The organism is Brevundimonas sp. TSRC1-1 (assembly GCF_049898245.1).
Lineage (GTDB): Bacteria > Pseudomonadota > Alphaproteobacteria > Caulobacterales > Caulobacteraceae > Brevundimonas > Brevundimonas mediterranea_A.
This window is the reverse complement of the sequence record NZ_JAFCXI010000001.1, coordinates 568,347-593,489: the sequence shown is the minus strand read 5'-3', so window position 1 is coordinate 593,489 and position 25,143 is coordinate 568,347. Positions and strand designations below refer to the sequence as shown.

The 25,143-nt window shown below is 66.8% G+C and carries 22 protein-coding genes and 1 pseudogene; 11 read left to right on the top strand and 12 right to left on the bottom strand.

What is annotated here, in order from left to right:
* Nucleotides 1-10: 10 nt before the first annotated feature.
* Nucleotides 11-346 carry a hypothetical protein gene (locus tag ACP7CK_RS02970; protein ID WP_156796407.1) on the top strand — a complete coding sequence of 112 codons (336 nt, stop codon included), beginning with the start codon at nucleotides 11-13 and terminating at the stop codon, nucleotides 344-346.
* Nucleotides 347-569: 223 nt separating this feature from the next.
* Here ACP7CK_RS02970 and ACP7CK_RS02965 read toward each other — a convergent pair whose 3' ends face one another.
* Complete coding sequence (locus ACP7CK_RS02965; protein ID WP_008262257.1) at nucleotides 570-1,001, bottom strand: hypothetical protein; 432 nt, start codon at nucleotides 999-1,001, stop codon at nucleotides 570-572.
* 255 nt (nucleotides 1,002-1,256) lie between these two features.
* Between ACP7CK_RS02965 and lspA the strand changes: the two genes are divergently transcribed.
* From lspA to ACP7CK_RS02935, 6 genes are all read left to right on the top strand, one after another.
* A complete protein-coding gene (gene lspA / locus ACP7CK_RS02960) occupies nucleotides 1,257-1,781 on the top strand; it encodes a signal peptidase II (RefSeq protein ID WP_008258720.1) in 525 nt (174 codons plus the stop codon).
* Nucleotides 1,782-1,971: 190 nt separating this feature from the next.
* The gene (locus ACP7CK_RS02955; protein ID WP_153923203.1) at nucleotides 1,972-2,319 is read left to right on the top strand and encodes an MAPEG family protein; all 348 of its coding nucleotides are present in this window, start codon (nucleotides 1,972-1,974) and stop codon (nucleotides 2,317-2,319) included.
* 48 nt (nucleotides 2,320-2,367) lie between these two features.
* Nucleotides 2,368-2,802 carry a MerR family transcriptional regulator gene (locus ACP7CK_RS02950; RefSeq protein WP_040349346.1) on the top strand — a complete coding sequence of 145 codons (435 nt, stop codon included), beginning with the start codon at nucleotides 2,368-2,370 and terminating at the stop codon, nucleotides 2,800-2,802.
* Nucleotides 2,803-2,914: 112 nt separating this feature from the next.
* Nucleotides 2,915-4,174 (top strand): cytochrome P450, encoded by a 1,260-nt coding sequence (locus tag ACP7CK_RS02945; RefSeq protein WP_008261169.1) that lies wholly within the window; start codon nucleotides 2,915-2,917, stop codon nucleotides 4,172-4,174.
* A 63-nt stretch (nucleotides 4,175-4,237) separates the two neighbouring features.
* Nucleotides 4,238-5,650, top strand: coding sequence for a dihydrolipoyl dehydrogenase (gene lpdA / locus ACP7CK_RS02940; protein ID WP_008259848.1), 1,413 nt, complete (start codon nucleotides 4,238-4,240; stop codon nucleotides 5,648-5,650).
* Nucleotides 5,651-5,787: 137 nt separating this feature from the next.
* Entirely contained in the window at nucleotides 5,788-7,725 is a 1,938-nt protein-coding gene (locus ACP7CK_RS02935; protein ID WP_153923204.1) for a cytochrome c/FTR1 family iron permease, read from the top strand.
* Between the two features lie 114 nt (nucleotides 7,726-7,839).
* Here the strand turns inward: ACP7CK_RS02935 and ACP7CK_RS02930 are convergent, their stop codons facing one another.
* The 9 genes from ACP7CK_RS02930 to ACP7CK_RS02890 all read right to left on the bottom strand — a co-directional run bounded on the left by ACP7CK_RS02930 (nucleotide 7,840) and on the right by ACP7CK_RS02890 (nucleotide 15,291).
* On the bottom strand, nucleotides 7,840-9,969 hold the full coding sequence (locus tag ACP7CK_RS02930) for an NAD(+) synthase (protein ID WP_040349344.1): 2,130 nt from the start codon (nucleotides 9,967-9,969) through the stop codon (nucleotides 7,840-7,842).
* A gap of 242 nt (nucleotides 9,970-10,211) precedes the next feature.
* On the bottom strand, nucleotides 10,212-10,967 hold the full coding sequence (arsH, locus tag ACP7CK_RS02925) for an arsenical resistance protein ArsH (RefSeq protein ID WP_008259815.1): 756 nt from the start codon (nucleotides 10,965-10,967) through the stop codon (nucleotides 10,212-10,214).
* Nucleotides 10,967-11,383, bottom strand: a complete 417-nt coding sequence (locus ACP7CK_RS02920) for a GNAT family N-acetyltransferase (protein ID WP_008264023.1) — start codon at nucleotides 11,381-11,383, stop codon at nucleotides 10,967-10,969. The genes arsH and ACP7CK_RS02920 overlap by 1 nt, the downstream gene beginning before the upstream one ends.
* Complete coding sequence (arsB, locus tag ACP7CK_RS02915; RefSeq protein ID WP_008264093.1) at nucleotides 11,383-12,468, bottom strand: ACR3 family arsenite efflux transporter; 1,086 nt, start codon at nucleotides 12,466-12,468, stop codon at nucleotides 11,383-11,385. The genes ACP7CK_RS02920 and arsB overlap by 1 nt, the downstream gene beginning before the upstream one ends.
* Nucleotides 12,465-12,890 carry an arsenate reductase (glutaredoxin) gene (gene arsC / locus ACP7CK_RS02910; protein WP_008260675.1) on the bottom strand — a complete coding sequence of 142 codons (426 nt, stop codon included), beginning with the start codon at nucleotides 12,888-12,890 and terminating at the stop codon, nucleotides 12,465-12,467. Before arsC ends, arsB begins: the two co-directional genes overlap by 4 nt.
* A 7-nt stretch (nucleotides 12,891-12,897) precedes the next feature.
* A complete protein-coding gene (locus ACP7CK_RS02905) occupies nucleotides 12,898-13,233 on the bottom strand; it encodes an ArsR/SmtB family transcription factor (protein WP_008264065.1) in 336 nt (111 codons plus the stop codon).
* A 52-nt stretch (nucleotides 13,234-13,285) separates the two neighbouring features.
* On the bottom strand, nucleotides 13,286-14,254 hold the full coding sequence (locus ACP7CK_RS02900) for an arsenic resistance protein (protein WP_008260487.1): 969 nt from the start codon (nucleotides 14,252-14,254) through the stop codon (nucleotides 13,286-13,288).
* Between the two features lie 316 nt (nucleotides 14,255-14,570).
* Nucleotides 14,571-14,978, bottom strand: coding sequence for a nuclear transport factor 2 family protein (locus ACP7CK_RS02895; RefSeq protein ID WP_232216215.1), 408 nt, complete (start codon nucleotides 14,976-14,978; stop codon nucleotides 14,571-14,573).
* 73 nt (nucleotides 14,979-15,051) lie between these two features.
* Nucleotides 15,052-15,291: a helix-turn-helix domain-containing protein gene (locus tag ACP7CK_RS02890; RefSeq protein WP_083793413.1), complete on the bottom strand. Its 240-nt coding sequence runs from the start codon at nucleotides 15,289-15,291 to the stop codon at nucleotides 15,052-15,054.
* A gap of 510 nt (nucleotides 15,292-15,801) precedes the next feature.
* Between ACP7CK_RS02890 and ACP7CK_RS02885 the strand changes: the two genes are divergently transcribed.
* From ACP7CK_RS02885 to ACP7CK_RS02870, 4 genes and pseudogenes are all read left to right on the top strand, one after another.
* Nucleotides 15,802-16,293: an RNA polymerase sigma factor gene (locus tag ACP7CK_RS02885; RefSeq protein WP_008261235.1), complete on the top strand. Its 492-nt coding sequence runs from the start codon at nucleotides 15,802-15,804 to the stop codon at nucleotides 16,291-16,293.
* Between the two features lie 10 nt (nucleotides 16,294-16,303).
* The gene (locus tag ACP7CK_RS02880; protein ID WP_008262673.1) at nucleotides 16,304-17,299 is read left to right on the top strand and encodes a FecR family protein; all 996 of its coding nucleotides are present in this window, start codon (nucleotides 16,304-16,306) and stop codon (nucleotides 17,297-17,299) included.
* 71 nt (nucleotides 17,300-17,370) lie between these two features.
* On the top strand, nucleotides 17,371-20,325 hold the full coding sequence (locus ACP7CK_RS02875) for a TonB-dependent receptor (protein WP_426025066.1): 2,955 nt from the start codon (nucleotides 17,371-17,373) through the stop codon (nucleotides 20,323-20,325).
* Nucleotides 20,325-22,658 (top strand): annotated as a pseudogene (locus tag ACP7CK_RS02870) (S9 family peptidase); the annotation flags it as partial. The gene ACP7CK_RS02875 and the pseudogene ACP7CK_RS02870, both read left to right, overlap by 1 nt.
* A gap of 24 nt (nucleotides 22,659-22,682) precedes the next feature.
* On the opposite strand, the gene ACP7CK_RS02865 reads toward ACP7CK_RS02870, so the two are convergent.
* Together ACP7CK_RS02865 and ACP7CK_RS02860 are read right to left on the bottom strand one after the other, a co-directional pair.
* Nucleotides 22,683-24,443: an asparagine synthase-related protein gene (locus ACP7CK_RS02865; RefSeq protein WP_426025065.1), complete on the bottom strand. Its 1,761-nt coding sequence runs from the start codon at nucleotides 24,441-24,443 to the stop codon at nucleotides 22,683-22,685.
* Nucleotides 24,440-25,120: a lasso peptide biosynthesis B2 protein gene (locus tag ACP7CK_RS02860; RefSeq protein ID WP_426025064.1), complete on the bottom strand. Its 681-nt coding sequence runs from the start codon at nucleotides 25,118-25,120 to the stop codon at nucleotides 24,440-24,442. The genes ACP7CK_RS02865 and ACP7CK_RS02860 overlap by 4 nt, the downstream gene beginning before the upstream one ends.
* Nucleotides 25,121-25,143 lie beyond the last annotated feature (23 nt).

Here is a 25,143-nt window from a genome sequence, read left to right as displayed (position 1 = left end):
CAGGCCGCGCGTGGATCTGCATCGCGATGTGGTCGGCGACATCCGCACGGGCAGTTCCGTTGTGGTGGCAGTGGCCGTGGGTGCAGACTCCGTGCCCAGCGCCAAGGTCGACCTGGTCGCCATCGCCCGCATCTTCAACGACCATGGCGTGAGCCGATGCCGTCTCCGGGACGCAGGTCGCGGCGTCAGCGATCGGGGCGACGAAAAACACGGCGGAGACCAGGGTCACCGCCAGTATCAGTCTTGCCCATGTCGCAATTGGCCACGCCATCGCGTGGTGGATACTTTCATTCGGGCGATCAAGCAATCTGTTACAGTGTTCGGGGGCTGCGACTGTTTCGAGTGACCACCAATCCGCGGTGAGGGAGAGGGAAAGTCGACATGCAAGGCCGAGAGTGGCGCGTCGTCGGCCATCTCGACCTATTCAGCAACGTCGAGCGATCTTTAAGCGAGCGCACGCTGATCGCGTCCGATTCTTTCGCTGCGTCTGCAGGTGGATCGAGATTGCAGAATGCGCAATCTTCACCTGAGTAGCGCTCCCGCTATCAGGTCGGGCCATCGTGAACCGGTCAGCCAGACCGCTCCGCCGGTCGCCGCGACGCCAGGCTCTGGGTAAGGTCGTTGCGCGCGCATAGCCAGAGCGAGCGGACGTTGGCGTCGCCTGCGCAGTGGCTTACCAGCAGTAAGCCGGCCAGGGCGTTGGCGAAGAAGCCCAGAGGGCCCAGTCCGGTGATGCCACGGGACGGCGCCCCGGAGGTGGCTCGCGAGATCGCGTAGCTGAGGAATAACAGCACCAACGCAACGAGGCTGGCGCCTTGGCCATTGGCCGCCCCGGACTGCACGGCGACCGAACGTCCGATCACGGCCAGGCTGATGCCGTAGGTGGCGCGTCGGCCAGGAAGTTGAGCACATTGGCGCCCAGGGGGCGCCGAGCCTTGCAGGGACACGCCGCTGGCTATGGCCATAAAGGCGGCGCAGTTGACGGCGATCACCGCGATCATGATGCGCCGGTAGGCGGGGTGGCGCTGTCGAACCTGGAGGCCACGCCGCAACTGCAGCCGGGCGAGGAAGTGCACAGGACGAGAGGGGGTTCAGTCATCGGATTACCCTTTCGCGAGAAGCATGCATCTCCCAATGGCTAGACGATCATGCCGAGAATGCATGGCTTCCATGAAAGAAACGCCTGTCAGATAAAACCAGCTTGATCCTCTAGTAACTAGAGGGCCCAAAATCAGTTGAAATCCATTGGAGGCTTCATGATCACCATGCACCCGACGCGACGCGTTCCCGGCCGCCTGCAGACGATCGCCTTCGCGCTCGCGGCGCTGATCGCCGTCGTGGATCAGGCCGCCAAGGCCGCGGCGCGCGCTCAGCTGGACGCTCCGATCAACCTCACGCCGTTTCTCGCGCTGCGTCTCGGGTTCAACCCCGGCGTCACCTTCGGCCTGTTCGCCGGCTCAGGCGCCGTCGGCCGCTGGGCGCTGAGCGCCGTGGCCTCCCTGATCATCGGCGCCCTGCTGGCGTGGATCTGGCGCACGCGCAGCGCCGTGACGGCGGCCGCCGCAGGCCTCATCGCCGGTGGAGCGATCGGGAACCTCGTCGACCGGCTACGCTTTGGCGCGGTCACCGATTTTATCGATCTTCATTGGGGGGCGGCGCACTGGCCGACCTTCAACCTCGCCGATGCGGCCATTGTCTGCGGCGTCGCGCTGCTCCTCCTCACCGTCCGGGGCTCGGACAGCCGCGCGGCGTCCTCGACCCTGGGACGGGCGGCGCGATGAGGCTTCCCGCCGAACAGAGGGCGATCGCCGTCCGCTCGGCGCCGGCGATTCTCATCACCGCCTCAGCGGCGGCCTCCGCCTGGCTGCGGCTTTCCCCGCCCCTTCTCGGCGCGGCGCGCGACATGGCGACGGCCGATAGGCTGGCCTATGCCCTGCAGGCGAATCTCCCGGTCTTCCTGTGGCTCGCGGGGTGTTTGAGGGTGGTGGCCAGCATCCGGTTCCGGTCCGACGCCGACCGGCCGGGTCCGCCGATGCGGCGCCCGGCGCCAGGCTCGCCCTACCCGCCGCCGTGCTACAGAACTCGCTTGAACAGACCGTTCTGGCGGTGAGCGCCCACCTGGTGCTCGCCACCGTGCTGCGCGGCGAGGAGATGATCCTGCTGCCGGTGTTGGTCCCTCTTTATCTGGTTGGTCGGGGTTTCTTCGCCCTGGGTTACGCGCAGGGCGCGGCGGCCCCGGCCTTCGGCATGGCGCTCACCGGCGCCTCCACGATTGCCGCCTTCGGCATCGCCGTCGTCCTGATGGGGCTGGGCCGATGATCCCTCCCCGCCCCAGATGCCTTTCACCCGCCGTTACGAGCTGACGCGATGCCCCTCCCCTCTCCCGCCTCGTCCGGGTTGCGCCCCATCGGCAAACTGGCCGCCGCCACGGGCGTCAAGGTTCCGACCATCCGCTTCTATGAAGAAATCGGCTTGCTTCCGCCGCCGCCGCGCACCGCCAGCGACCGGCGCATGTATGACGACGCGGCGGAGCGCCGCCTGTCATTCATCCGGCATGCCCGCCAGCTGGGCTTCGATCTGGATTCGATCCGCTCCTTGCTTGATCTGTCGGATCACCCCGATCGGCCCTGCGCCGAGGCCAGCACCCTGGCCGAACGTCATCTCGCCGATGTGAAACAGAAGATCGCCCGGCTCCGCGCCCTCCAGCGCGAACTGTCGCGGATGACGACGGAATGCGCCGGGGGCCGGGTCTCCGCCTGCAAGGTGATCGAGGCGTTGCACGATCCATCCGCGCCGCTTTGACCCTGTGGAAGATCCGGAAGGCGCAAAGACCCCGGAGCCATTAGCCCACCGCGACGTTTGGAGGCGATTGGCGGCTCCCGTCGCGGACCGCCCGTCCTTCTGGAGGATTTCGATGACGCATCGGCCGACCTCGCGACACGGCGACCAGACCCTGGCCCTGCTGACAGACCCTTATCGGCGCCTTTCCCACCTGTTCGAGCAGGCCGGCGCCGACGTCGTCGAGACCCGCCTGGCGCTGAAGGAGACGACCTGTCTGAGAGGCCGCGAGGCGGCGCGGATCTTCTATGACGAGACCCGCATCGTGCGGGCGGGCGCCATGCCGGCGCCGGTCCGCCGCACGCTGCTCGGCGAGGGCGGCGTCCAGGGGCTGGACGGCGAGGCCCACCGCGCCCGCAAGGGCGTGTTCATGTCCCTGATGTCGCCAGCCCGTGTCGCGCGACTGGGCGAACTGTTCGAAGCGGAGTGGCGGCGCGCGGCCGTCGAATGGGCCGGCGAGGACGACATCGTGCTGTATGACGCCTTGCAGCCGGTGCTAACGCGGGCCGTCTGCGCCTGGGCCGGCGTGCCGCTCGAGCCGCACGAAGAGGCGAAACGGGTCCGTCACCTGAGGGCGCTGTTCGACGCGGCGGGATCGCGGGGCCCCCGGCATCTGTGGTCGAGGCACGCGCGTCGCCGCGTCGACGCCTGGCTGGGCTCGATCATTGAAGACATTCGCGCCGGCCGTCTGTCGCCGGATCCGGACACGGCCGCCCACGCCTGGGCCTGGACCCGCGCCGCGGACGGCGAACCGTTGCCGATCCACACGGCGGCGGTCGAACTGGCCAATGTATTGCGGCCGACTGTCGCGACCTCGGTCTACATCGTGTTTGTGGCGCACGCGATGCAGGCTCACCCGGATGCGGCCCGTCTGGCCGACGCCGACGCCGGACGTCGCCGCGCCTTCGTCCAGGAAGTCCGACGCTTCTATCCGTTCTTCCCGGCAGTGATCGGGCGTGTGCGCGCGCCGTTTCGCTGGCGCGACCTGGTCTTCCCGGAGGGCCGTCAGGTGGTCCTCGACCTCTATGGCTCCAATCACGATCCCGCACACTGGACTGATCCCGAGGCGTTCCGGCCGGAGCGGTTCAGCGACGGCTCCGGAGATCCGTTCGGTCTCATCCCCCAGGGCGGTGGGGATGCGGCGACCGGTCACCGTTGCCCTGGCGAAGGGATCGTCGTGGAGCTGATGGAGCGCGCCGTCGGCCTGCTCGCCGACCTGAACTACCGGCTGCCGGATCAGGATCTGGAGATCGACTTCCGCCGCCTGCCGGCCCTCCCCGGAAGCGGGTTCCGAATGGAGACGCGCGACGCGGCCCTCAATGAGGGGGGCGCCTGATGCCGCTTCCTCGGGCTGGCCGGGGCCCTTCTCTCCCATCCACTCGCAGCAAAGGCTGACGCCATGAGCCGTTCGACGACCTCCTACGACCTGGTGATCATCGGCGGCGGGCCGGGCGGATACCCGTGTGCGATCCGGGCGAGCCAGCTCGGCCTGTCGGTGGCGGTCATCGACGACCGCGAACTGCTCGGGGGGACCTGCCTGAACATCGGGTGCATTCCGTCCAAGGCGCTGCTCCAGGCCACCGAGCGGCTGGAGATGGCGCGCAATCTCGAAGCGTTCGGCGTCATGGTAGACAATGTGCGGGCCGATCTTGACGGTGTCATGCGGCACAAGGGCAAGGTGGTGACCGAGCTTGGCGAAGGGGTCGCCTACCTCCTGCGCAAGCACAAGGTCGCCCGCTTCCAGGGCCGCGGGCGGCTGCTGGCGCGCGACCGGGTGGAGGTGCGCGCCGCGGACGGCGCTTTCGAGGTGCAGGCCAGCAAGGCGGTGGTCATCGCCAGCGGATCGGAAGCGGCGACCTTGCCCGACCTGCCCATCGACGAGCGGCGAATCGTCACCTCCGCCGGCGCCCTGAGCCTGACGGCGGCGCCGCGCCATCTGGCGGTGATCGGCGGCGGCTACGTCGGACTGGAGCTGGGGTCGGTCTGGCGTCGGCTCGGCAGCGAGGTCACGGTCATCGAGGTGCTCGACCGGATCGCCTCCGGCGTCGACTCGGAGATGTCGGCGGCGCTGCACAAGGTGCTCGAGGCCCAGGGCTTCCAGTTCTGCCTTGGGCATAAGGTGGTCGGATCGCGGATGGAGGGCGACGACGTCGTCCTCGACGTCGAGCCCATGGGCGATGGCGCGCGAGGAACCATCAAGGCCGATGTCGTGCTGGTCTCCATCGGCCGACGGCCCGCAACCGCCAGGCTCGATCTGGAAACGGTCGGCATTGCGCCCGACCGCAGGGGCTTTATTCCGGTGGACGAAGGGTTCCGGACCAGCGCCGACGGGGTCTACGCCATCGGCGACGTCATCGGCGGCGCCATGCTGGCCCACAAGGCGGAGGAGGAAGGGATCGCCCTGGCCGAACGCCTGGCGGGGGGCGCGGGCCATGTGGACTACGGAACGATTCCGGCGGTCGTCTATACCTGGCCGGAACTGGCTTCGGTCGGCCGCACCGAGGACGACCTCAAGGCGGCCGGCGTGGCCTACCGCGTGGGGCGCTTCCCCTTCTCCGCCAACGCCATGGCCAAGGCGCGTCTGGAGAAGAACGGTCTGGTCAAGGTTCTGGCCGACGCCGCGACGGACAAGATCCTCGGCGTGCACATCCTGGGCCCTGAGGCCGGCGGGTTGATCCATGAAGCGGTCGCCGCCATGCAGTTCGGCGCGGCGGCCGAGGATCTGGCGCGGACAAGCCACGCCCATCCGACCCTGCCGGAAGCCCTGCGCGAAGCCTGCCTGGCGGTAGCCGAGCGCACGATCCACCTCTGACGGCCGCGCGTTACGAAGTCTGACCCGACGGCAGCCGCGATCGCGGCCGCCTCTGCGGGCCCGGGCGCGTCCGCAGTTTAGACGCGACAGCGGCGTCGCTTGAATGCTATTGCGAGCCGCTCACAACTAGGTCTCCCATGCGTCCTCTGCTCCGTCTGCTCACCCTGCTGTTCGCCCTAGGGTTGGCCGCCCCGGCCCTCGCCCAGGCGCCGTCCGCCTCGGAGGCCCAGGTCGCCTGGCGGCTGCTGGATTATGTGGCGGTCGACTACGCCGGCGCAGTGGCCGACGGCGAGATCGTCAATCCGGCCGAATACGGCGAGATGATCGAGTTCAGCACCCAGATCCGGACGCGTCTGGACGCCCTGCCGGCCAACCCGGCCAAGGCCGCCCTGATGCGCGACGCAGAGGGCCTGCAGGCGGCCATCCGGGACAAGGCGGATCCGGCCGTCGTCGGCGCCCGGGCCAAGGCCCTGGCCGGCGCGGTGCTGACGGCCTATCCGAGCCCGCTGGCGCCCTCGTTCCCGCCCGACCTGGCCCGCGGCGCCGCCCTCTACGCCGAGCAGTGCGCGGTCTGCCACGGCGTGACCGGGCGCGCCGACGGCCCCGGCGCCGAAGGGCTCGATCCGCCGGCGATCGCCTTCGCCGACGTGGAGCGCGCGCGCCAGCGCAGCGTCTTCGGGCTGTATCAGGTGATCGACCAGGGGCTGGAGGGCACGGCGATGGCCAGCTTCTCGCACCTGCCGGCCGAGGACCGCTGGGCGCTGGCCTTCTATGTCGGCCGCTTCGCCTTCACCGACGCCGAAGCCGCCGAGGGCAAGCGCCTGTGGGACGGCGATCCGGCGGTCCGCGCGGCCTTTCCCGACCTGGCCGCCCTCACCCAGACCACGCCGGCCGAGCTGGCCACCCGCCTCGGCGAACCCCGGGCGCGGGCCCTGACCGCCTATCTGCGACGTCATCCCGAGGCCGCGGCGCGCCCGGCCGGATCGACGCTGACCCTGGCGCGGACGCGCCTGGCGGAGAGCGAGGCCGCCTATCGACGGGGCGATCGCAAGGCCGCCACCGACGCGGCGCTGTCCGCCTACCTCGACGGCGTCGAGCCGATCGAGCCGGCCCTCGGCGCCCGGGACAGCGCCCTGCTGCGCCGGGTCGAGACCGCCATGACCGAGCTGCGCGTCTCTATCAGCCGGGGTGCGCCCGCCCAGGAGGTCGCCGGTCGGGTCGCTCGTGCGAACGCCCTGCTGGACACGGCCGAGCGGGCCCTCGCGCCCCAGGAGGCGGACAATCTCGCCAGCTTCCTCGGCGCCTTCACCATCCTGCTGCGCGAAGGCCTAGAGGCCCTGCTCATCGTGGTGGCGATGATCGCCTTCCTCAGGAAGGCCGAACGGCCCGAGGTGCTGCGCTACGTCCACGGCGGCTGGGTCGCCGCGCTGGTCGCCGGCGGGGCTACCTGGGCGGCCGCGACCTTCTTCATCTCCATCAGCGGCGCCAGCCGGGAACTGACCGAAGGGTTCGGTTCGCTTCTGGCCGCCGTCGTGCTCGTCTCGGTGGGCATCTGGATGCACGGTAAGTCGCACGCCGACGCCTGGCAGACCTATATCCGCGACAAGCTCTCCCATGCGCTGTCGAAACGGTCGGCCTGGTTCCTATTCCTGCTGTCCTTCGTGGTGGTCTACCGGGAGGTGTTCGAGACCATCCTGTTCTATGCGGCGATCTGGAGCCAGGGCGGCCACCTCGGCATGCTGGCCGGCGCCCTGACGGCGGTGGTCATCCTGGCCGTGGTTGCCTGGGCCCTGCTGGCCTACAGCAAGCGCCTGCCGATCGGCCGGTTCTTCTCCCTGAGCTCGATCCTTATGGCCATCCTGTCGGTTGTCCTCGTCGGGAAGGGGGTGGCGGCGCTGCAGGAGGCGGGCTGGCTCGACGTCCATCCGCTGGCCTGGATCCCCCGTATCGAGATCCTCGGCCTCTACCCGACGGTCGAAGGCGTCGCCGTTCAGCTGCTGACGATCGCTATCCTCGTGGTCGGCTTCTCCCGGCATGCGGCACCGAAGGGCGCGCGGCCGGCGGACATCGGCTAGGGCCGCCAGCCCTTCAGCGAACTTCCGCCCCGCCGGGGGCCGCATGGGCAGGCGCCGGCTTCCGGTTCTGAAACCGCCCTCCGCCCCCGGAGTCCGCAGGCCGGGGAGACGGTCTTATCGGACGATGGGTTTGCCTCCGGCGGGCAGCACATCGGGCTCTTTCGTTGGAATGTCGTCGCTTGCGGGATCAAGAACCTCCGGCACGTTGCGATGCAGCTCGTCGATCCAGACCTGGCCATGAGCGTCCGAGGGCATGCGCCAGTCGCCCCGCGGCGACAGAGAACCGCCTGTCGTGACCTTGGGTCCGTTCGGCAGGGCCGAGCGCTTGAACTGATTGGCGAAAAAGCGCTGCAGGAACACCTCCAGCCAGCTGCGAATAGACCCGATGGGGTAGGCCCGCTTTTGCTCGTCCGGAAAGCCCGGCGGCCAATTCCCGGCGGCGGCGTCCTGCCAGGCGTGCAAGGCCAGGAAGGCGATCTTGGAGGGCCGCAGCCCGAACCGGGTGAGATAGTAGATCCAGAAGTCGTGGAGCTCGTAGGGGCCGATCTTGCCTTCGGTGCTCTGCGACTCGCCCTCGGCCGTCTGCGGGATGAGCTCCGGCGAAATCGTTGTCGCCAGGATGTCGAGCAGGACGTCGGACACCGCGGGGTCGAACAGGCGGTTCGCCGCTGTCCAACGGACCAGGTGTTGAATGAGGGTTTTCGGGAGGGAGCCGTTGACGTTGTAGTGGCTCATCTGGTCGCCGACGCCGTAGGTGCACCAGCCGAGCGCGAGCTCGGACATGTTGCCGGTGCCGAGCACCATGCCGTTCCGCTGATTGGCGGCCCTGAACAGGAGGTCTGTCCGGAGCCCGGCCTGCACATTCTCGAACGTCGTGTCGTACACAGGTTCGCCCCTCGCGAACGGATGGCGCAAGTCCTGCAGCATCTGCTGGGCGAGCGGCTTGATGTCGATTTCCTCGACGGTCACGCCGAGCCCGTTCATCAAGGCGTAGGCGTTAGACTTGGTCCTCGCGCTCGTGCCGAAGCCGGGCATTGTGAACCCGAGAATGTCCGTGCGTGGACGCCCAAGCAGATCGAAGACCTTGGCCGCGACGATCAAGGCGTGCGCTGAATCCAGGCCTCCGGACACGCCGATGCAGATCTTGGCTGTTCCGGTCGCCTCAAGCCTCTTGGCCAGCCCGCTCACCTGTATGTTGAACGCCTCGTAGCAATCCTGGTCGAGACGGGAGGGATCGTTGGGCACAAAGGGAAAACGGTCGATGCGTCGTTGCAGGCCGAGGTTGCGAACTGGCGGATCAAGATGGAAGGTCACCCGGCGAAAGCGCCGGTCGGGCATCCCGTTGGCGATCGCGGCCTCGTTAAAGGTGCCGGTCCGCATACGTTCCAGCTGCAGCCGTTCCACGTCTATGTCCGCGACGGCCATCTGGGACCCCAGGCTGAAGCGCTCCGTCTCCGCGAGCTGCGCCCCCAGCTCGTAGATGCAGGCCTGTCCGTCCCAGGCCAGGTCGGTCGTCGATTCTCCATAGCCGGCCGCGGAGTAGATGTAGGCCGCCCAACAGCGGCCGGACTGCAGCTCGCAGAGTCTTCGCCGCGTGTCCGCCTTTCCGACAACGATATTGCTTGCGGACAGGTTCGTCAGAATCAGCGCGCCGGCGAGCGCGGCGAAGTCGCTGGGCGGCGCGGGCGCCCAAACATCCTCGCAAATTTCGACATGAAAGATCAGGCCGTCGACATCGTCGGCCTGGAACAGCAGATCCATTCCGAATGGAGCGGTCTCGCCCCCGATCGTAATCTCGCCTTCCACATCCCGCCCGGAGGCGAACCATCGCTTTTCATAGAACTCGCGGTAGTTGGGCAGATGGCCCTTTGGCACCACGCCAAGGACCCGCCCCCGGTGGATAGCCACCGCACAATTATAGAGCCGTCCCTCACGACGGAGGGGCGCGCCGACCAGAACGACCGGATGGAGATCGCGGCTTTCGGCCACGAGGTTCACGAGTTGCCGCTCGACCTCGTCGAGCAACGCCCGCTGCAGCAACAGGTCGTCGATCGAATAGCCCGAGAGGCCCAGCTCCGGGAAAACCATCAGCGCGATCCCTGCCTCGTCTCCCTCACGGGCGAGCCTCAGGGTCTGCTCCAGGTTGAACGCCGGATCCGCGATCCTGCAGACGGGACGGCACGCAGCGACCCTCACGAAGCCTTGCTGGTAAATCGACAGGAAATCGGCTGCGTTGCGAGGCACGTCTGCTCCTATTCCGCTTCGGGCATTACTGTTTTCGGCCGGACGGCCCGCGCCTGGTCCCCCTTGCTTAGCGCGGCAAGGGCCTGGAGGTTCGTTAGGATGAGGACGTCAACCGGAGACTGCCTTTCGCCACTTCTGGCGAGTTACGACCATCGCGATGCTCGGCGGCCGCCGCGGCCATGGGGTCAAGGTCCGTATTAAGGGGGAGGAATGCGAGGCGTGTTCGCGTTGTCGAGGAGAGGTCACGCCTGGCGCGCGATGGCGATCCCCGACAGATCGGAAGCGGCGTCGAGGGGAATCCTGGCCGCCTTGCGCTCGGAATAGCGGTCCACCAGCTGGGCCGCGTGCGGCCGGGTGAGGATGGTGAAACGCACCAATTCCTCCATCACATCAACAATCCGCTCATAGTAGGCCGAGGGCTTCATCCGGCCGGCCTCGTCGAACTCCTGGAAGGCCTTGGCCACGCTGGACTGGTTGGGGATGGTGATCATCCGCATCCAGCGGCCCAGCAGGCGCAGAGTGTTGACGGCGTTGAAGCTCTGCGACCCGCCCGACACCTGCATCACCGCCAGGGTGCGGCCCTGGGTCGGGCGCAGGCCGCCCAGGCTGAGCGGCAGATGGTCGATCTGCAGCTTCATCAGGCCGGAGACCTGGCCATGCCGTTCCGGACTGCACCAGACCATGCCCTCCGACCAGAAGGCGTGCTCGCGCAACTCGCGCACCGCCGGGTGGTCGTCGTCGCCGGGCGCGCCCGGCAGGGGCAGGTCGGAGGGGTCGAAGATGCGGGTCTCGCATCCCATCCGCTGCAGCAGACGGGCCGCCTCCTCGACGCAGAGCCGCGAATACGACCGCTCGCGCAGCGAGCCGTACAAGAGAAGGATCCGCGGCGCCGGGTCGGTCGGGCCCAATCCACGGGCGGGGTCGGCGGACAGATAGGCCGCGTCCAGAGCCGGCAGGTGATCCGGATCCGGCAGCGAACGCAAGCGGGCGAGGGTCATCAGAGGTCCTTGATCAGATAGGCGGCCGACGCCGGGCAGACGTCCGCGAACTCGCGGGTTCGCCGGATCGCGGGCGGTGCAGACGCCCGATCGGCGACGACGAAGCCGTGCCGGGCGAAGAAAAGCTCGGCCGTCGTGGTGAGCAGGTGAAGCCGTTCGCTACGCAGATCGCTCGCCATGGCCTCGACGGCGGTCAGTATGCGGCTCCCGATCCCTTGGGCCTTCAGGTCGGCGAGCACGACCAGGGAGCGCAGCAGGAGATCCTGCCCTTCCCCTTCTAGGCCGACATAGCCGGCGATGCCGCCGTGTTCGTGGGCGGCGAAGTATCGACCAGCGCCAGGCTCGGGCAGACCCGCGCCGCGCAGGGCCGCGATCAGGCCGACGTCATCCGCGTCCAAGAGATGCAGGACGACCATCAGGCCGCGTCCGCCGGCGGAGCCGTATCCGGGAACCAGCGTCGGCCCATCCACAGCGCAACTGACACCAGCAGGATCAGCACTGGCACCTCGACCAACGGGCCGATGACGGCCGCGAAGGCGACCGGCGAGGTCAGGCCGAAGGCCGCGATGGCGACGGCAATGGCCAGTTCGAAATTGTTCGAGGCCGCGGTGAAGGCCAGGGCGGTGGTGCGCGGATAGTCGGTCTCGATCAGCTTGCCCATCAGGAAACTGACCACGAACATCACAAGGAAGTAGATCGTCAGCGGAATGGCGATGCGCAGGGCGTCCAGCGGCAGGGCCACCACCTCCCCGCCCTTGAGGCTGAACATGACCACGATGGTGAACAGCAGGGCGATCAGGGTGATCGGTCCGATGCGCGGCAGAAAGCGCCGCTCGTACCAATCGGCGCCCCGGCGGGCGATCAGGCTGCGACGGGTCAGGAAGCCGGTCAGGAAGGGAAGACCAAGGTAGACGAGCACCGCCCCGGCGATGGTCCAGACGCTGACGTCCACCACACTGCCCTGCAGGCCGAACAGGGGCGGCAGGACGGTGAGGAAGATCCAGGCGTAGAGGCTGAAGAAAAGGATCTGGAAGATCGAGTTAAAGGCGACGAGGCCAGCGACATACTGGTTGTCGCCCCGCGCCAGCTGGTTCCACACCAGCACCATGGCGATGCAGCGCGCCAGGCCGATCAGGATGACGCCGGTCATGTATTCCGGCTGATCGCGCAGGAAGATCACCGCCAGCGCGAACATCAGCACCGGGCCCAACACCCAATTCTGGAACAAGGACAGGGCCAGCACCCGCTTGTCGGCGAAGACACGCGGCAGTTCCTCGTACCGAACCTTGGCCAGCGGCGGGTACATCATCAAGATGAGACCGATGGCGATTGGGATGTTGGTCGTGCCGATCGAGAAGCTATTGACCCAGGCGGGCAGGTCCGGCGCCAGCGTCCCCAGAGCCACGCCGAGACCCATGGCCACGAAGATCCACAGTGTCAGCCAGCGGTCGAGGAAGGACAGGCGACGCGGCGAGGCGTCCGCCACCGGGGTATCGATCATCGCTTCACCCGCTGGCCGGCGGCGTCGATGACGACCTCGCCGTCCTCCTTGGTGAAGGGCTTGAGATCATCGGCGGGCAGAAGATCTAGCACGGCCTCCGATGGCCGGCAGAGTCGAACGCCCATGGGACTGACGACGATCGGGCGGTTGAGAAGAATCGGATGGGCCTCGATCGCGTCGAGCAGTTGATCGTCCGTCAGGCCCGGGTCCCCGAGGCCCAGCTCGGCGAAGGGCGTGCCCTTTTCGCGTAACAGGTCGCGCAGCGGCGCGCTGGTGCGTTCGGCCAGCCAGGCGATCATGGCCCGCGACGGCGGGGTCTTCAGATACTCGACGACGTGCGGCTCCATGCCGACATGGCGGATCAGCTCAAGCGCGTTGCGCGACGTCCCGCAGGCGGGGTTGTGATAGATGACGACGTCCATGGGATCCTCAGGGGCGGCAGGGTGCGAGTTCGGCCAGTAAGGGCTGACACAGGTCCGCCCTCCCCTCGCAGCAGTCCTTAAGCAGGAACAGGACCAGCTCGCGGAACCGGTCCAGGTCGGCCCGGTAAATGATCGAGCGGCTGCGCCGCTCCGACCTGATCAGCCCCGCGCGGGTCAGAACGCCGAGATGGGACGACAGTGTATTGGCCGGGATGGCCAGATGGTTCGAGATCTCACCGGCCGGCAAACCGCCGGGTTCGTGGCGCACGAGGAGACGAAACGCCTCCAGCCGCGTAGACTGCGCCAAGGCGGCGAGAGCGAGAATCGAGGCTTCCGTTTCCATAGTTCCGAATTAGTCGAACTATGGAAGCGATCAAGCTCTCGCTTTCTTTTGATCAGGCTGACCGACGTCCCAGCCTGTGGATGCCACGGATGTAAACCAACTCCGCCAAGAGCTCGATCAGAGTCTGGGTGACGATAATGGCCGGGACCAGGGGGATGGCGCCGGGCACGACCAGGGCCAGCGGCAGGACCACGAGCGAGTTGCGGGTCCCAGCGCTAAAGGCGACGGCGCGGCCGGCTTCCGGCGTCAGCCGTGCGAGCCTCGAGACGGCCCATCCGATGAGCGGCGCCAGCACGGAGAAGGCGACATAGACCGGCACGACACTCAGGGTCCGGTCGAGGGTCTGTCCGAGTTGCGGCATGACCGCGGCGACGACGATGAAGAGCACCAAGGCCGTGGCCGGCACCGGCGCCAGGCCGAGACCAGACGAGACTCGCTCGCCCATTTTGCTGCGGGCCGCCCAGGTCTGGACCAGCGCCGCCAGAACGAACGGGATGGCGATCAGCCAGACGAAGGCGTGGATGAACGGACCTGGCTGCACATAGGCCGCCGCCTCGGCGCCGAGGAACAGACGCAGATAGATGGGCAAGAGCACCATCTGGGCGATCAGCAGCATCGGTGTCGAGGCTAGGAGCAACCGGGCGTCCGCACGACCCAGATGAGCGAAGGTCACGACATAGTCGATGCAGGGACAGAGCAGCACCATCAGCACGCCGAGACGGATCAGGGGATCGGCCGGCAGGAACTGCATCAGGCCCAGGACGAACAGGGGCACAGCGATGAAGTTCACCGCCAGCAAGGCGCCCAGGAACCGCAACTCCTGAAGCGCCCGGCCGAGGGCGGCGACCGGCACCTGCAGGAAGGTGACGAACAGCATCAAGGCCAGCGCCGGATTGATCGCTGATTCCAGCACTTCCGTGCGCGGTATCAGGAACCCGATGGCCGTCGCGACGATCACGGCGGCGAAATAGATCCAGACCTGTCGGGCTTCGAGGCCGTCGCGAAGTTCAGACGTGTTCATCCCGGATCCTGACTTCGCACTGCACCCCTAACGGGCGCGACCGCCCCGGCTGTCAAGCCTCGTCCTGCGTTCCGCGGCAAGAGGGTGGACCGAACAACTGGCGGCGTTCGAGCGGCGTCGGCGCACGCCCGTAAGCTCTGGCGCGCGCACCGCACTTGAGGGTTTGGCTTGGTTCCTACTCCGGCTAAGATGGGCCCCGGCGGGCCTTGACCGGATAGCCTTTGATCTTGAGCCAGGGGACGTTCTGCGTCGGCGGCGATCACGGGTGAAGACGTCGAGCTTCACACAGAAGTTCCCGGCCCGCCCCCTCCCCTCCTCACCAACGGGCGACGCTGAGGCGGCGCCATCGATCCTTCTCCGCCAGAGGCACCTCGGCCAGATCGGCGTGATCGCGCCACCGAGTGATCACGCCCTTCTCAACCTCGAAAACATTGATGGCGCGGACGTTCATGACGAGGCCACGGTTCGCGGCCAACAGATAGAGGCTTTCGGCGATGACCAGCTCGCCCTGGGTGACGGACTTGAGAATGTGAAGTTCGAACAGCGAATAGCTTTGGAAGAGCCGACGCCAGAAGCCGAGAAGCGCTGTACGTCCGACGAGTTCGCCCGCGATGTCGAACTGGGCCGCGACCTGCTCCGACAGATAGGATTCGAGGCGACGCACATCGCGTGATGCGATCTCCCCGGCGAAAGCTTGGACGACGTCTCCGGGCATAAGCGACATGATCACCGTTCAGGCGCGCAATCATGATCCGATTCTCAGCGAAAAACTCGCGTATCGCGTGTGACCAACGATGTCACTCCGGTTCGATAACCCCGGCCCCCACCGCGACCGCGACGGCCTCTATCCGGGTGCGCACGCGCAGCTTCGAGCACACCTTCTCAAGGTAGCTGTCGACCGTGCGCGGCGACAATCCGAGGATGGCGCCGATATCTCCCGAACTCTTGCCGCGACTGACCCACAACAGGCACTCCAGCTCTCGCGGGCTCAAGGCGAAAACTCGAGAGCCGACATTCGGTTGGAGGTTCGGAGCCATGATTTCACTCGCGATTGACCGGTGAAGGCTGAACGGACCAGCAGCCACGAGCAACACAGGGGAGTTGCGCATTCTCCGCAAGAAAGTTGCGGAGAATCGACGTCGGACCCGCCGCCCCTTAGGATCAAAGCCAACGCCAGAGACTGATTGCCCCTGCTTTGGCGACCGCTTACACAGTCCGGCGTCGGGCGCCGTCAGATACGGGCGCAACTTGAGCCGGGGTCCGTCAGTGGCGGAGGCGGCGTTTCGCCCTGAAGTAGCGGGCCTCTTCGCAGAGGATTCCTCGCCCGACCCCTCCGCCTTGCACCGGGACTCGCTTTGATTCATTGTCGGCCGTCGGCGCTTGCGTCGACAGGGGCCGGGAATCCCCTGTGCGAAGCTCAATCTTTACGACCGCGCCTCGACGCGCGGCGTCCGTCCGCTGGTGACCGCGGCGCACCCCTGTGTGCGCCCGGTCGTGGCGGGCGCGCTCTCGGATTCCTGCCTCCTGAAAACCGGCTGGAGGCCGCCGTGAGCGATGTGAAGGAGATGAACCCGGACGCTGCGGCGAGCCTGAACGGGCTTTACCGACGCTATTCGGGGTGGCTTGGAAAGCGCCTGCGCGGACGTGTGGGCGTCGATGAAGCCGCCGATGTGGTGCAGGAAACCTACCTTCGCCTAGCTCCCTATCTCATCGAAGACATCCGTCACCCCAAGGCTCTGCTCCTTCGCGTGGCCCTCAACCTCGTTCGCGATGAACGGCGTCGGATGGCCCTCCGGGACCGGGCGATGCAGGGGGCGATTCCAATATGGGTCACAGCGGTCGACGCGCCTGTCGACCGGCTGCACCTCAAGCAGGTTCTCCTGACCATGCCGCCGCTGTATCGGGACGTCTTCGTCTTGAGCCGGTTTGACGGTATGACATATCCGGAGATTGCTCTGGCCCACGGGATCAGCCTGGCTACGGTTGAACGGCGGATGGCCAAGGCTGTTGAGCACTGCATGGCCCAACTGGACGTCTAAGGCACGAACGATGACTGCCGATAATGACCTGGACGTAAGACGACGCGAGGCCGCGTCGTGGTTCGCCACCCTCAACCAGAAGCGGGTGGCGGCTTCGGACATCACTGCTTTCAGTCAATGGCGCCGCACCCCTGCGAACGCGGAAGCCTATGCCCGGATCGAAACGATGTGGGAGGCGGCCGGGAGCCTCAAGGGCGACGCCGATATCGCCGCCTTGACTGCAGGGGCCCGCGCACGCGCCGACGCCTCGCGCAAACTGCAGGGCCGCCTCGCCAAAGGCCTTATACCGATCGGCGCCGTGGCGGCCGTCGCCGCAGTGGTTGTCGGCGTGACAATGTGGTCTGCCCGTCCTCTGTCCTATGAAACCGGGCTGGGCGAACGGCGGATCGTCGTCCTGGCCGATGGGTCAAAGGTTACCCTGGACACCGAGTCTCGCATCACCGTCAGGCTCACCGGCCGTCGCCGTGCTGTAGAGCTGGCGAGCGGCCAGGCCTTCTTCGATGTGGAGGGCGATCCCGCCCGCCCCTTCGTTGTTCGCGCCGGCGCGACCGACGTCACCGCCGTAGGAACCCGGTTTGACGTCCGCCGCGCGGGCGGCGGCGCGCAGGTGACGCTCGTCGAAGGCAAGGTCGATGTCGTAGACCGGGGGCAAGCCACGCCGCGGTGGTCCCTCGCCCCGGGCCAGCAGATTGTCACCGCCTCGCCTCGTCCAGCCGTCCGGTCGGTGGATGCGGCGTCGGAGACCAGCTGGACATCCGGCCGCCTCATCTTCGCCGGCGACACCGTCGAAGCCGCTGTGGCCGAGGTCAATCGCTACACCGCGTCCAAGGTCGTCCTGGATGCGCCCGCCATCGCCGATATCGCTGTCAGCGGCGCTTTCAACACGGGCGATGTCGAGGGCTTCGTGTCCGCGCTGACCGAGCTCTATCCGGTCGTCGCCGACCGCACGGCTTCCGGTCAGATCGTCATTCGTGACGCCCCCGCGAAAATTATGAGCGCGCGCTGAGGGGTTTTGCCGCGCCCCTTCGTCTCTTCCCCGAACCGCGTCTGTGCGGATATCCATTTCGGGGGATTATTATGCGTATCGGTCTCTGTTCGTCTGCTTTCGGAGCACTCGCTGTCGCGGCGGCAATGCCTGTCGTCGCCCAGGCGCAATCCCCTGCCGTCCAGTTCCGCGTCCCGGCCGGCCCGCTAGAAACCACTCTTCCGCTGTTCGCGGCGCAGAGCGGCGAGCAAATCCTCTATTCCACCGACCTCGTAGCCGGCCGTCAGTCTCCGGGCGTCAGCGGCGCGCTGCGGACCGATCAGGCGCTGACCGCGCTACTGCAGGGCACGGGCCTGAGGGCGCGGCGCACGAGCCCGAACACTCTGGTCGTCTTTGATCCTTCCGTCCGGGCGGAGGCAGCAGATGAGGCGATTGAGATCGACGAGGTGATCGTCACTGGCAGTTTGATCCGCGGCGTCGCTGACGGCCCGTCGCCAGTCATCACCGTGACCCGGGGCGATATCGACCGACAGGGGCATGGAACAGTTGCCCAAGCGCTTGCCGCCCTGCCCCAGAATTTTGGCGGCACCGGTAACGATGCCGCAATGAGCAACGGCGGCGACCGGACGGGTACGAACAGCTTTTACGCCTCGGGCGTCAATCTGCGCGGCTTGGGCAGCGATGCGACTCTCGTTCTGGTCAACGGCCGACGAATGGCGGGCACAGGAAACAAGGGCGACTTCGCCGATGTCTCCACAATACCGACCAGCGCCGTGGCCCGCATCGACGTGCTGCTCGATGGTGCGTCAGCGCTGTACGGAGCGGATGCCGTGGGCGGCGTGGTCAACATCATCCTGCGTGAGGACTATGACGGTGCCGAGACGCGGGTCCGGTACGGCGTCACCTCGGATGGGGCGAGCGATGAGCTCCAGATTGCCCACACCGTAGGGAGCCGGTGGTCGTCAGGCTCGGTCCTGGGCACCTATGAATACAATGACCGCAGCCGCCTGGCGGCATCCGAGCGGGACCGGGCGAACGACGCGGACTTGCGGCGGTTCGGAGGATCCGACCGGCGTCGCATCTTCAGCAACCCCGGCAACATCGTCGTCTTCGACGCCGCAGCCGGCGGCTATGTCCCCACCTACGCCATCCCCAGTGGGCAGAATGGCGAAGGCCTGAGCCCGAGTGACTTCATCGTCGGTCAGGGCAATCTCTACAATCACCGCGAGGGCCTGAACGTCCTGCCGGAGCAAAACCGACACAGCGCCTATCTGGTCCTCAATCAGGACCTAGGCGACCGCGTCTCGGTCAACGCCGATGTTCGCTATGGCCTGCGCGAGTTTGAGGCGGTGTCTCAAGGGTTTCCAACGACCTTCACCGTGACCGCAGCTAACCCCTATTTTGTGTCTCCGACAGGCGCGACATCACACATCATCGCCTATAATTTCGGCCGCGATCTCGGCAATCCGAGGATCGAAGGCCGCGCCGAAAGCCTCGGCGGTTCGATCGGGGCCAAGATCGATCTGGCAGGAAGTTGGCGGCTGGACACTTACGCCGCCTACGCGCGCGAATACGGTGAAAACTCGAGCAGCAATCAGCTGAACTCCACCTTCCTTCGCGAGGCGCTCGGCGCGATCGCTGACAATCCGGCGACCAACTACAGCGCACCGCGCGATGGCTACTTCAATCCCTTCGCCGACGGCTCGAACAGCTCGCCGGCAGCCTTGGCCTTCATCGGCTCCGGCTGGGCGCGCGGGGTCGGGGAGACGACGGTTTCGTCCGTCAACGCCTTGGCGGACGGGTCCCTATTCACCCTTCCTGCCGGGGACGCCAAACTGGCAGCGGGCGTCGCCTTCCGCCGCGAGACCTTCGAACGTCAGGACACAAGCTTCACATCAGGCGTAGCGCCGTCGGTCGGCGTCCCCGTCGCCTTCGACCGGGAGGTGGCATCCGCCTTCGCGGAAGTCCGCATCCCCCTCTTCAGTGCCGCCTACCGCCGCGCTGGATTCGAGAGGCTTGAGCTATCGATTGCCGGACGGTTCGAGAACTATTCCGACGCCGGTCAAACGACCAGCCCCAAGGTCGGGGTTCTGTGGCAGCCCTATTCGGAACTGGTGCTGCGCGCCAACTACGGCGAGTCCTTTCGCGCGCCGGCGCTGCGCGAGTTGAACGAGACGGCGGACCAGAGCCCAACGTTCCTCCCGCGCGGATCGCAACAGGTGCTGGCCGAAATTCTCTACGGCGGCAATCCCGACCTTGAGCCCGAGCAGGCCAAGAGCTGGACGCTTGGCGGAGACTATCGGCCAGCGGCCCTTCCCGGCCTTCGCGTGGGCCTAAATTTGTTCAGGATCGATTTCGACAATCAGATCGGTCAGCCCGCCTTCACGGCCCTGACCACCGCCCTTGCCAATCCCGCCCTGTCGGCCTTCGTTCGCATCATCGATCCGATCAACAACGCGCAGGACCGCGCCGACATGCAGGCGTTGCTGGATCTGCCGACGACAGCGCTTGCCGATCTGTTCCCCGCCGAGGCCTATGGCGCCATCGTCGATGCCCGGTTTGTGAACACGTCCAGCGTGCTGCTCAAAGGGATCGACGCCAATCTCGGCTACGCCTTCGACATCGGCGACCACGCGTTCGATCTCGACGCCAACCTGACCTATCTGGACCGGTTCGATACGCAGGCGACCCCGACCGCGCCCGTTCAGTCCGGCATCAATAGTCCCAACTTGCCGGTGGACTTCCGGGGGCGCGCATCCGCCAACTGGACCCATTCGGACTGGGGGGCTTCCGCAGCCATCAACTACGTGGATGGCTACCCTGACGCCACCGGGCGCCCCATCGGCTCATGGACGACGGCGGACGTCCAGTTCCGCTATGCACCTACGCATGGGATCTTCGACGGCGCGTCCCTGACGCTGAATGTCCAGAACGTCTTGGATACCGATCCACCCTTCTATGACTCGCCTGAAGGCGTCGCCTTCGACGCCGCCAATACCGGCGTGGTTGGCCGGCTTGTCTCTATCCAGCTGACCCGGAGCTGGTGATGAAGCTCTTTATCGGCCTCATGGCCGCGGCGACCATTCTGGTCCCCGCGAGCCCAATTCTGTGCCAGACGGCGTCTGCGCCAGCGCTTGATCCTTTCACGATCGACGACCTGCTGAGCCAAGAGGGCGTCGGCAACATCCGCATTTCTCCGGACAGCCGATGGGTCGTCGTGGAGCGGCAGGCTCCGTGGAACACCGCGAGCACCTATAAATACGACCAGTATACCGAGACCTTGCTGAGCCGGCTGGAGGTGTTCTCAGCAACCGACGGCGGCCGTCGCCACACCATTGAGGAGCCAGGTCACTCCGCAGGGTTCGCCTCGGGCCCCTTCTCGCCGAGCGGTGCTTCGATGGTCGTCTATCGCCTATCGGAGGGGGGATGGAGCATGGGCGTCATGACGCTCGCGACGGGATCCGTGCGATGGCTCGATCTCTCCCCAGAACTGGCGCGCTTTGGCGAGACTGTCGTTTGGCGCTCCGAGACGGAGCTTTTGGTCGCCGCCCGCAGGAACGGCGCGCTGCCCTATATGCTCGGCGTCTATGCTCAATCGGTCGTAAAACAGAGCGACCTTTGGCGACGCGCCGAAAGCGGACATTCGCCGTCGGCGATCTCCACGCCGAGTGGTTCGGCGCGCGATAGCCGCGATAAGGGGACGCCGCTCCAGCTTCTCCAGGTCAATCTCGCGACCGGCCGCGAGACCCTCCTCCTCGAGGGCGCGATCATCGACGTCTCGCTCTCGCCCGACGGCCGCTCGGCCGCCGCGCTGCTCGACGGGCCCGACATCCAATATGGCCTCGATACGATCTTGTTCACCGGCACGCCCAAACGCGTGCGCCGCATCCTTCTCGCCGATCTCGAAACCGGGGCGACGGTCGAACCCCTGCCCGATCAAGATTTCACGTCACACCTGCTTTCGTGGTCGCCGCGTTCCGATCGATTGATCGCCTTTTCCCGCCCCGTCGGCGGGCGCTTCGAGGCGGGGCGTTTCTGGCTCTTGGGTCGAGCCGGGCCTGCCACGCCGGTCGATCTGGGCGACGCCTCGCCCGCGATCAATGGCGACAGCCAGACCATTCCGATCGCCCGGGCCAGTTGGGACGGCGACCGCCCTGTCTTCGAGGTTCGCTTGGCGGACGGATCGAAGGCGTGGATGATAACCGACCGTAGCGGACGCCGCCGGACCGTGGCCCAAGTCGAGGATGGAGAAGCCCTTTTGAGCTTCGGCGGCGCCACCTTCATCAGCCGCAATAGCGGTCTGACCCCTTTCGGGGACGGTCGCACACCTGCCGGACTCCAAGGCAGTCTCGTCGATGCCGGGACATCGTCCGATCTGGGTGCACGGGCGACGCAGAACCCCACGGCGGAACGCCTCGGCCGCGGCGTCTTGATGGGTCCTGACGGGTGTCTGCGGCACGCCAGCGGCTCGGCACACTGCTTCGGCCGGCTCCCCGCTGACGAGACCGTAGCGGCCGCGAGCCCTGATACCGCCTTCATGGTGACCCGCCGGCGATCCCCGGGCGGCGCGACCCAAGTCCGACTGCGAACCCAAGCGGACGAGATCGAACTGGCGACTGTGAACGCCGATCTTGACCACCGCGACTGGGGGACTGTTGTCCCGGTCGATCATATCGGACCGACGGGTCAACCCTTGCGCAGTTGGTTGCTTCTGCCCACCGCCCCGACCTCCAGACCTCCCCCGGTGGCGGTGATCGCCTACCCTGGCCGGGTCTTCCCGGCCGCGCCTGCGCGGCTGCTACCGGGCGCCCTGAACCTGCACGTCAATCCGGCCATCCTGTCCGCTGCAGGCTACGCGGTGCTCATGCCCAGTTTGCCCGAGCGAGCCTCACCATCCTCAGATCTGGGCGCGCTCGGTCCGGAGCTCGCAGCGATCGTTGAGGCGGCATGCGCGGCAGGCCGATGTGACGCTGAACGCGCCGCCCTGATCGGGCACAGTTTCGGCGGCTACGGCGCCCTTCGCGCGGCGACGCAGACCGAGGCTTTCAAGGCGATCATCGCTTCGAACGGCTACGGCGATCTCAGCGAAGCCTATGAACCCCGGGTCTATTCGAGCCTGAGTGGAGAAGCGGGCATTTCCATCCAGAGCGGCTGGCTCGAGGGGGGTCAGGGCGGTCTCGGTGTCCCTCTGGGGACGGACCCGCAGCGCTACATCGATCGGAGTCCGCTGTACGCCGTTGACCGTATCCACACCCCGACCCTGCTCATCCAGAGCGACTTCGACGGCTCTCGCTTCGACTCGATCTTTGGCGCTCTCTATCGGCTGAACCGCGAGGCGGAGCTCGTCACCTATTTCGGAGAGAGCCACGAGTTCGTCAGCCCGGCCAATGTCCGCGACCTTCACCTACGTATTCTCGGCTGGCTCGACCGCTATCTTGGCCCGCCTCACCCGCTCGATCCGAGCTTCCCAGCTGCGCGCCCAGATCTCAAGCGCAGCCACGATCAGGAAGCGATTGGTGGCGGGATCCCAGATTAGGCGGGAGTCCGCGAGGGCCTGATCATACGCCCCGGTGTCGATCAGGCCCTTCTCCTCAAGCCGGCCGCCTACGAGGAGATTCTTGAGGACATTGACGCTCAGACGCACGACCAAGGCGTAGAAGCGGCTGAGATCGCCCTTGTCCCGCCGTTCGGCGATCAAGGGCGGGAGCCTGTCTTTGAACGCGATCCGCGCGAGGCCGCGATCCCTCGCTCCCAACGTCAGGCGATCGGTAGGGATGGCCAGGCAGTGTTCCATCACCGGCTGGGTCAGAAGGGGGTGAAGCAAGGTCGCCGAGCGGGCGCGCAGACAGTCGCCCCAGTAGGTCTGGCAGTTGGCGAGTTGCAGAACCTGGCGGGCCTTGGCGGGCGGCAGGGCCTCCGACTCGGCAAGCCACCGGTGTCGTCGCGTCTTTGAGGGCGGCCGCGGTGGGGGCAGCAGGCTGTGTCGGGCGATGGTCCAGACCGAGTGACGGGTCCAGCGCGCCACCGCCGCGATATAGGCCGGGTCCACTCCCCTCAACCCCTGCCGTCGAATCCGGTCCGCCACCACCAAGGGGTCAGGCGACTGGAAGAAGACGGCATCGCCCCCTTGGCCGGTGAGCAAGCCCGTGGCGCGGACTTTCCGCGCCCGACCGGCCATGTCGGCGTCATAAACCATGTCGATGCCGTGGAGCGCCGGCCGGACGCCCTGCCCCAGCGGATCAAACTGTCGCCGGGTAAGGGAAGCGATCGGCTTGTGGATTTCCTCCAGAGGCACGCCCAACCGAAGGGCGGCCGCGCGGGCGAACACCCTTTCATCACCCTCGGGCTGGTCATCGAAATAGTTCACGAACCTGGACCTCGGGCCGCCACCGCATTCAACGAGGCTGGCGGCGACGATCGCCGAGTCGAGGCCGCCGGAGATTTCGGTGACGATACGGTTGTGACCGGCCACGAGCGCCTGAATAGAATTATCGACCACCTCGACAAGGGCCTCCGGTCGGTCGTCCCAAGCGTCAGCGGTTAAAGCGAAGCGAGCCGGCGTCCACACCGCAGTCTGGGTAACCGCCCGACCGATCCGCGCCAGGCCGCCCGGGGATATGGCTTCGAGTCCGGTCAGGGCGAGCGTATCCGACGCCAGGTTCACCGCGCCGACGATCTCGCCGAGCACAGCCCAATCGATCGCCAGGTCCTCAGGTAAGACCGAATTCAGCGCCTCAGGCGGTTGGCTGGTCGCGATGCGCGCTGACCCGAAGCGCCAGCAAATACAGTCCAACGCGCCGCTAGGATCGCGCAGCAGTCGCAGATCGCCGTCATCGTCCCGCCAGACGAAGACGTAACGGCCCCAGCCGTGCGAAACCACGGCGCGCGCCAGGCCTTCGTCGGAGCGGTGAAGCGCCACCAAGGTCGAAAGAAACGCCCCGTCTCCTCGCCAGTCTCCGATCAAGACATGTCGACGATGGACCTGGGTGACCTTGAGCGGCGCCTGCGGCCCGAGATAGACGCTCAACCCGTCGACCTCGAGGGCCTTGCGCCAACCGGCCGTCAGGAGCTGTCGTACCGGGCCAGCCAGTGCCGCACACCCCGTCGACGCCCCGCCATTGTCGATGACGACATAGCCTCGCAGATCGGGCGTGGAGGCGCTCATCGACAATAGATCGGGGTGTAGGCGGCGAGGCGCTCGACATCGTCGTTGAGGCAGAAGTCGTCTAGCTGAACCCAGCAGTGCGCCGAGAAGGGCCACAGGCGGACACCGAAGACCCAGTCCGCCGAAAGGCCGGCGCGACGTAGGTAGCTCATCAGCATGGCCGAACGCACAAGGCATTCCCCCTCCTGGGGCAGCCACGGCGCAATCCGCCAGAAGGCCCGGGCTGCGTCCGCGACCGCCTCCGCGCTCACCGCATCGTCACGGTCCGGAGCGACCGCCAGGATCGGACGAAGCCCCGTTCCGCGCAGGGCGCGGCGAACATCCAGAACCGCGCCGCAGCCCTGCAGAATCTGACCGAGCGACACCTTCGGCGGGGCGTCGTGGATGACTGTCTTGCCGGGCAACGGCGGCGGAATCCTTGATGGGGCTCCAGCGCGATCCGCAGTCAGCCGCGCCTCGGCGACCGCCGCCTCGCCCGGTCCGCTCAGTCGCAGGGCGCCGCCGCTTTCGGCATGGACGCTCAGCGCACCGCCGGGAAGGCAAAGGTAGGCGTCCGCATCCAGGTCGATTAGGGCGAGGTCATCACCCACGACGACGGCATGCACTCCGTCCTTGAGGAACGATTCCATGCGATATTTCCCCTGATCATTTTGTCTGCGCAGGCTGGGCGCGCTCACGACTGAACGTCGAGGCACGCCCG

Excerpts from the sequence above, each read along its gene's own strand:
- ACP7CK_RS02965 (WP_008262257.1), bottom strand. The coding sequence starts at position 1,001 with ATGATCGCGGTGATCGCCGTCAACTGCGCCGCCTTTATGGCCATAGCC.
- lspA (WP_008258720.1), top strand. The coding sequence starts at position 1,257 with ATGATCACCATGCACCCGACGCGACGCGTTCCCGGCCGCCTGCAGACG.
- ACP7CK_RS02950 (WP_040349346.1), top strand. The coding sequence starts at position 2,368 with ATGCCCCTCCCCTCTCCCGCCTCGTCCGGGTTGCGCCCCATCGGCAAA.
- ACP7CK_RS02945 (WP_008261169.1), top strand. The coding sequence starts at position 2,915 with ATGACGCATCGGCCGACCTCGCGACACGGCGACCAGACCCTGGCCCTG.
- lpdA (WP_008259848.1), top strand. The coding sequence starts at position 4,238 with ATGAGCCGTTCGACGACCTCCTACGACCTGGTGATCATCGGCGGCGGG.
- ACP7CK_RS02935 (WP_153923204.1), top strand. The coding sequence starts at position 5,788 with ATGCGTCCTCTGCTCCGTCTGCTCACCCTGCTGTTCGCCCTAGGGTTG.
- arsH (WP_008259815.1), bottom strand. The coding sequence starts at position 10,967 with ATGACCCTCGCCCGCTTGCGTTCGCTGCCGGATCCGGATCACCTGCCG.
- ACP7CK_RS02920 (WP_008264023.1), bottom strand. The coding sequence starts at position 11,383 with ATGGTCGTCCTGCATCTCTTGGACGCGGATGACGTCGGCCTGATCGCG.
- arsB (WP_008264093.1), bottom strand. The coding sequence starts at position 12,468 with ATGATCGATACCCCGGTGGCGGACGCCTCGCCGCGTCGCCTGTCCTTC.
- arsC (WP_008260675.1), bottom strand. The coding sequence starts at position 12,890 with ATGGACGTCGTCATCTATCACAACCCCGCCTGCGGGACGTCGCGCAAC.
- ACP7CK_RS02905 (WP_008264065.1), bottom strand. The coding sequence starts at position 13,233 with ATGGAAACGGAAGCCTCGATTCTCGCTCTCGCCGCCTTGGCGCAGTCT.
- ACP7CK_RS02900 (WP_008260487.1), bottom strand. The coding sequence starts at position 14,254 with ATGAACACGTCTGAACTTCGCGACGGCCTCGAAGCCCGACAGGTCTGG.
- ACP7CK_RS02895 (WP_232216215.1), bottom strand. The coding sequence starts at position 14,978 with ATGTCGCTTATGCCCGGAGACGTCGTCCAAGCTTTCGCCGGGGAGATC.
- ACP7CK_RS02890 (WP_083793413.1), bottom strand. The coding sequence starts at position 15,291 with ATGGCTCCGAACCTCCAACCGAATGTCGGCTCTCGAGTTTTCGCCTTG.
- ACP7CK_RS02880 (WP_008262673.1), top strand. The coding sequence starts at position 16,304 with ATGACTGCCGATAATGACCTGGACGTAAGACGACGCGAGGCCGCGTCG.
- ACP7CK_RS02875 (WP_426025066.1), top strand. The coding sequence starts at position 17,371 with ATGCGTATCGGTCTCTGTTCGTCTGCTTTCGGAGCACTCGCTGTCGCG.
- ACP7CK_RS02865 (WP_426025065.1), bottom strand. The coding sequence starts at position 24,443 with ATGAGCGCCTCCACGCCCGATCTGCGAGGCTATGTCGTCATCGACAAT.